The organism is Winogradskyella pelagia (genome assembly GCF_017581965.1).
GTDB classification, from domain to species: Bacteria; Bacteroidota; Bacteroidia; order Flavobacteriales; family Flavobacteriaceae; genus Winogradskyella; species Winogradskyella pelagia.
Genome location: NZ_JAGEVF010000017.1, coordinates 22,176 through 29,923, shown reverse-complemented (window position 1 = coordinate 29,923; position 7,748 = coordinate 22,176). Strand labels below are relative to the sequence as shown.

Annotated in this window: 2 protein-coding genes; one reads left to right on the top strand and one right to left on the bottom strand. The window is 36.2% G+C overall.

Translation table 11 applies throughout. From position 1 onward, the window contains the following. Positions 1-106: 106 nt before the first annotated feature. Positions 107-874, bottom strand: coding sequence for a hypothetical protein (locus J4050_RS14830; RefSeq protein ID WP_208155403.1), 768 nt, complete (start codon positions 872-874; stop codon positions 107-109). 765 nt (positions 875-1,639) lie between these two features. Between J4050_RS14830 and J4050_RS14825 the strand changes: the two genes are divergently transcribed. Next, positions 1,640-7,744, top strand: coding sequence for a PKD domain-containing protein (locus J4050_RS14825; RefSeq protein ID WP_208155402.1), 6,105 nt, complete (start codon positions 1,640-1,642; stop codon positions 7,742-7,744). Positions 7,745-7,748: the final 4 nt, after the last annotated feature.

The following is a 7,748-nucleotide window of genomic DNA, read 5'->3' as shown; positions in this document are numbered from 1 at the left end:
GCAACTAATTTAGTAAACAAAAACGAACGCGAGAAAATTCCGAAGGAATTTTCCAAGTAGGCAACGACCAAAGCAATTAATTATACACGTTGTTGCCCGTAGTATTTTATTTTAATTCATATAATCGGTTGTCAAAATCCTCCATAAGAAAGACTTTCTCAAAAGTTGTTTCAAAATTCAATTTCAAATCATTTCTAACATAAAATGAATGTTCTCCAACTCCACCAATTAGCAATAATAACCATTGTTTACAGTTTGTATTGCTAATATATTTTTCAACCTTATTTTCTTTTTTTTCAATCGCTGTCATTAGCCTATTTTCATCAAGTGTAGGAACCATATAAGCTCCGAAATTCACATTTATACTTTTTTGTGAATGAGGCATTTTCATTAAATCATCGAATAGATTATTTTCGATAACAATATCGTTAAGGACAAACTCTCTAATAACATCAATAAATATTTTTAAGATTTTATTCTTGTCTTTATTAGAAAATGAAATGTCTTTTCTTATATAACAGTTAACTAAAAAATTCGGCATTTCGGATTCCTTTTCAAACTCACGTTCAGCAAGTAAGGCTATATTATCGAAAAAACCTGTCCTTTGAAGAATTTCATCAACGAATATTGATTGATGCTCAAGTCCAATATTTATAGAACCATCAGTTATTATGAAATCCGGTTGTTCTCGTGATTCGGAAATATTAAAATCAGGGAAATATGTACATAAAAATTTCCCTACTTGACAAAGTTCTAAAATTTTTTGTTTCTCACTTTGATTGAACCTATCTAAACCCTCAACAAGATGATTTATTTTTTCTCCTAAACAGTCATTTAGAGAGACTTTATTTTCTTTAGGTTTGAGTAAGTTCATATTACGGGCAACAATGAGATATACGTATTAATTATATCCATATTATAAGCCTAAGATAGTAAATCTTTAATTTTACCGAAGGTTATTTTTGCCACATGAATTTAGGGTTTAGTTATCTTGGTGGCACTATGTCCCAATAAAAACTGTGGTTGCCTTAAATCTGTACCTACCTCTAAAAAATGGACGATAAAACTGTGTCTTACCAAATCCGATGTTATTTTTTTGTTTCATTCTCCATACTGAAGCTCAATCTTCCTGTACCGAATAAATTTGTTTTGATGTATCACTTCACTGTTACGCCACTTAATTTTAAAGATAGAGGTAAAGGTGCTTTAAATACATAAAATGTAAATTAAGTTAAATCCTATCACGAGTTGTGTGTCAATTAAATTGCTGGATATATTTTAAGACGGAGGGTTAAGTACAGGTGACCTAAATCTCTTTTAATTTCTGATAGTTTGGTTGTAGAATTATTGGTACAGATAAAGGCAGCCATTCTTCTAAATTTAGATGTTTAAAAACTTTAGTCCTTATTTGATTCAATAAATAAGAGCTTTTTGAAATTGGATTTACCGAGTCGATTTAGAAATTACAAAATTGACTTTTAGTATTTTAACAGAAAACATGTGAATTTCAGCGAAATAAATTGCTCTAACATTCAAAATGTTATTTTTTCGATCTAAGAGTTAACGCCCCGAATAAACAATGAGATCTTTTCAGACTACCAAAACTATCCTAAGTGCTCTTTTAATTACCTGTTTTCTGATGGGTTTACTTTTTTTTAGCGGTAATAGCTTAAATTTTTATAATGATTTTATAGCATCCCAAAATATAACTACTACCTATGCAAATAGCGAAACTTTAAGTTTGGGGCGTGGTAAACTCGCAGAAAAAATTCAGCTAGAATTAACTACAAGTAATAAGGCAGAAGAGGCATTTTTAATTCTCGATGCATCAATAACAGGTACTGCTAATGTCTGTGTTAACGATACACCTTTGCCGGTCGTTACATTAACGGGGCTAGATGGGGATACACCGTTCACCTTTACATATACAATTAATGGTGGAGGACCCATAACAATTACTACTGTTGGCAATTCAAATACTGTAAACATTGATGTAAACACAAACGCATCTGGGACATTTGTCTATGAGCTCATTTCTGTAGAAGATGACTCCGGAGAAATAACAAATATCGGTGATTCAGTCACAGTAGTAGTAGGAGAGCCTCCAGTAGTAAGTTTCACCGCAACTGATGGAGGATGCTCAGCAAATCCTGTTGATTTCGCTTCTAACGTTACAGGAAATGGTCCTTTTGATTATAATTGGTCTTTTGGTGATGGCACAAATTCTACCCAACAAAATCCCTCTCATATATATAATGCTTTTGGATGCGGTATTTCAAGCTATACCGCAGAATTAGAGGTTACAGACAGCAATGGATGTGTTGTGGCTTTTTCCCAAGAGATAGAGGTAGAACAAAGGCCAAGCTTAAGTTTTGAAGATTTGGATGAACCCTTCTTACCTTTTGATAATTGTGGTAACAATACTGTAGATCCTACTTATACTATTAATGTTGGAAATACATCAGCTTCCGTGGGCTGCATCGACTCATATGATATAGATTGGGGAGACGGTACATTGTCTACAAACGTAACGTTTCCAGCATCACATACCTATACTGAATTAGGTTCTTTCAATATGGTGATTACCGCATATGGTGACGATGGATGTAATTCTACAGAAACAATCTTGGTTAAAAATTCGAGTAATCCAGCTGGAAACGTTTCAAACCCCGGAAATACCACAAATATTTGTCTGCCCGTAGATGATTTTGGTTTTACAATTGCGGATTGGGGAGGCAATCCTCAAGACACCACTTACTTTGTAGATTATGGCGATGGTACTCAAGAAATTTATACGCAAGCAGATTTAATTGCAGCTACTCCAGGATATGATATTCTTGACCCTGCGACTTGGACACCTTTCTCAATCGAACATATTTATACAGAGAGTAGTTGTCCTGGCGGAGGTTATATCATTTCCCTAAACATTTCAACGTCTTGTGGTACTACAATTTCAACGGCAGGGCCAATAACGTTATTGAGTCTTCCTGAGGTTGATTTTGATTTTGAATCACCTAATTGTTTGGGCGTTCCTGTTGAATTTATCAATTTAACAAATGGTGGTTTTGGACCTAATTGTATTGAGCAAACGAATCATCAATGGGACTTTGGAGATGGAAATACCTCGACAGAGCAAAATCCTGTTCATACATATACAGCACCAGGAACTTATACTGTTACCCTAATTGAAGAAAATTTTTGTGGCCTTACTAATCCAGTTGAAAAAATTATTTGTATAGAACCGGAATTAATTCCCGGATTTACATTGGATAATAATTCTGGTTGTATTCCTTTTGATGTTAACGCTTTAAATACAACAGACTTGTCTAATTCTTGTGGTGGTGAAACCTATTTATGGGAGGTAAATTACACACCAGATTTCTGTGGTACCTCAGAATCTTGGAATTTTACCAATGGTTCTAATGAAAATTCAGCAAACCCATCGTTTCGTTTTAATAGTGCTGGTTTATACCAATTAACAATGACTATTTCCAATAGTTGTGGGGCGTTTACAACATCACAATTTGTTGAAGTAAAACAGCCGCCTCAAGCAACCATTGATGCGATAGCTGACTTTTGTGGTACAGCAACAATAACTCCAATTGCCAATGTGCAAACCTGTGTGCCAGCCAGCGAAACCGTGACCTATAGTTGGGATTTTCCAGGAGGAAATCCGGCCATATCAGATCAGTTAAATCCGGGTATGATAACCTATACTAATGTTGGAGATTACACTGTGACCTTTAGTGTTACTACGAGTTGTGGCACAACAACCACGTCTGAAGTATTTTCCGTAAATGAAGTCCCTGCCATAACAAATACCGGTTTAACCCAAGGTATTTGCTCTGGTACAAATACTGAAGAAATAAATCTAACTGCCGATTTCTCAAATACCAATTTTACATGGACATCAAATTCTCCAGCTGGCTTAACAGGATATATTCCATCCGGTACAAGTGATACTATACCGTCTCAAAATATTATCAATACTACAAATGGTATCGTTACTTTAATATATTCAGTAGTTCCTGAATTAAATGGATGTGAAGGAACTCCTGTTGATTTTGAAATTGATGTAGAACCCGCACCATTTATTACGCAACAGCCTATATCAGATGCCGTTTGTTTAAATGGAACACCAGATGCCCTTATGGTCAGTTTTCAAGGGACAGGGACTCCGACATATCAATGGTATGAAAATACAGTTAATGACAATACTAGTGGTACGGCCATTACAGGAGAAACGTCCGATTCATTTATTCCTCCAACTGATATCTTGGGCACGACTTATTACTATGTTATTATAACATTTTCAACTGGTGGATGTAACGAAATTATATCTAATACCGCTACTATTGAAGTAGAAGAAATAGCTCAGGTAGTTACCCAACCTATAGATTCACAATCCATTTGTATTGATGGAACTGCGAATGAACTTGGTATAACGATTTCTGGTGGCGCTGGTAACATAGCCTATCAGTGGTACAGCAATACTACCAATTCAAATACAGGAGGGACACCTATTTCTGGAGCTACAACACCAAATTATACACCTCCAACTTTTAATACTATCGGAAATTTTTTCTATTATGTTGAAGTGAGTTTTGATGGAAGTGGCTGTTCTGGTCTTATTAGTGAGGTTGCAGAAATTGTGGTCATTGAAGATCCCGTAGTCACACTTCAACCTATCCCTAACCAAAATATTTGCGAGAATACAACAGTTGAGGACTTAGAAGTTCAGGTTAGTGGTGGGGTTGGAAATATTAGTTATCAATGGTTTGTCAATACCTCAAATAGTAATACAGGTGGTACCTTAATTCCTGGAGCAAATGCTTCAATATATGCACCGCCAAGTAGTCCAGTAGGGACTTTTTATTATTATGTTGAAATCGTGCAAGATGTTTCAGGTTGTGAAGTAACTAGTGATACTAGTGAATTGATTATTAATGCGGCGGCACAACTTACCGCACAACCTGTTTCGGACAATTTATGTTTAGGAGAAACAACGGCTGATCTTTTTGTGTCTTACACCAATGGAACAGGAACACCATCTTACCAGTGGTATCAGAATACAGTTGATAATACAACTACAGGAACAGAAATAACTGGTGCGACAGCAGATACTTATACTCCTTCTGTAACTGCCGTTGGAACCACTTATTACTATGTGATAATTACTTTCAATACTGGTGGTTGTTCCGAAGTTATTTCAAATACTGCCGAAATAACAGTCAATGAAACACCAAATATTTCTGACGGAGCTGCTTTAATTTGTAGTGGCAATACTTTTGAATATTTTCCAGATGCCAGTTCTGGTGATATCGTTCCAACGAATACAGAGTATACATGGACCACACCTGTGGTAAACCCTGCAGGAAGTATTAATGGTGCTAATGCGCAAAGTGTACCAGTAGGTTCTATTTCTCAGTTTTTGGAAAATACAACTACAGATCCTGCTGTAGTAACCTATACTATAACTCCCGTAGCTGGAATATGCCAAGGTCTAGACTTCACTGTAGTGGTTACCGTTAACCCATCGATAACGGTAACATCTATTGTAAGTCCAAATACATGCTTTCAATCTAACGATGCGTCCATTGAGATTGATATCGTGGGAGGTGTGCCATTTACTACAGGAGATTCATATCTTATAACATGGAACGGTCCTAATGGATTTACAAGTACTGACGAAGATATTTTTAATCTTGAAGCAGGTATATACACCTTAGATGTTGTCGATAATGGTGGATGTCCTTATTCTGAGACTTTTACAGTTACAGAACCAGTTGAATTGGTTTTTAGTTCTGTTGATTTTGACCCTGAAACTATTTCGTGTTTTGAGGCCAATGATGGAGAGATAAATATTGATGTTGCTGGAGGAACTCCACCATATAATTATACATGGACCTTAAATGGAGCCGCATTTTCAACTGATGAAGATTTGAGCAATCTCGGTCCTGGAGATTATGCGGTGTCAGTTACTGATATGAATAACTGTGGCCCAATTGCTTTGAATTTCACCATTGAAGAGCCCGAGGAATTGGTAGTAAGTTTAAATAGTCAGATCAATGTAGTTTGCTTTGGTGAAAATACAGGTTCTATTATCGTAGATGTCACGGGTGGACGCCCTGACTATAGCTATGATTGGATAGGTCCTAATGGTTATGTAAGTTCCGATCAAAATATAAGCGATTTAATTTCCGGAATTTATAGCCTTACGGTAAGAGATGGTTCAAACTGTACAGATACTCTTGAGGTCGAAATAATACAGAACGACCAAATTGATATTGAAATTACTACCACAGAAATACTGTGTTTTGGAGATAATAATGCCTCAATAACAATAGATACCATTACAGGAGGTGTGTCTCCTTACACCATTGAGTGGAGCAATTTTGGGACTGGAAATAGCCAGACCAATTTGTCAGCGGGCACCTATACCATTAAAATAACAGATGCCGAAAATTGCGTACGTGAATTCCCAATCGTTATTGACGAAGCTCCTATTTTTTTAATAGACCCTGTGGTTACCCAAATGTCATGTTCTGGTGAAGATGATGCAAGTATTGTTCTTAATTTTCAAGGTGGGATTGATCCTGTGACTGTAGTTTGGGATGACGACCCTGTGGCTGGAGTAGAACGAAATAATTTGGGACCAGGTACCTATTCTGTAACTATTACCGATAATACGCCTTGTGTCATAGAGGAGAGCTTCATCATATTTGATATACTTCCTTTACAGCTTTCCGCTATTATTACTGATGCACTAGATTGTGATGATACCAATAGTGGAGCAATTAATCTATTGATAGAAGGTGGTACTCCGCCGTTTACAACGATTTGGTCCAATGGCACTGATGAGGAAGACTTAAATAATATTCCTCCCAATACCTATACTGTATCTGTTACAGATGCCAATGGTTGTGAAATTGAAGGAAGCTGGGAGGTTAATAGATTTGAGCCTTTGGTTATTAATGTAGAAACTCAAGCCAATGTTAATTGTGATACCAGAAGTGTAGTACAATCCTTTGTGGCAACAGGAAGTGGAGGAGTGCCACCATTTCAGTATAATTGGACCTCTGGTACTGTTAGTGGCGATAATAATGAAATTATGACTACGGATGAAAATGGATTGGTACTGCTCGAGGTAATAGATAGTCAGGGTTGTATAGCTAATTTTAGTCTCAATGTTGAGATCCCTATTTTAGGTGATCCAGATTTTGATGTCTCTTCATTCGGATTTTTGAATTTTGGTGTTTTTTCTATCCAAGACCCCATTCAGTTTACCAATTTAGCAACTGGAGATTTTGAAAGTATTTTATGGGATTTTGGAGATGGAAGTTTTTCCTCAGAGGAAAATCCAATTCACACCTATTTCCAAACAGGGAATTACGTCGTGACTCAAACGGTTACCTATCCCTTTGGTTGCGTATATACAAGAACAATTTCATTGACTATTGAGGAGGGGTATAAACTCATTATGCCGGATGCCTTTACACCTAACAGTGATGGTCTAAATGACTTTTTTGGTCCAGAACATATTGGTCTGAATAGATTAGAACTTAATATTTTTGATACATGGGGAAGCCTTATTTATTCAGAATCTGGTGACAATATTAAGGGATGGGATGGAACAATCAATGATGAATCAGCTGAAAACGGAAATTACTATTACACTTTTAAAGCAGCCACATTTTATGATGAGACCATTGTAAAGGAAGGAGCATTTGTATTTATAAAATAGACAT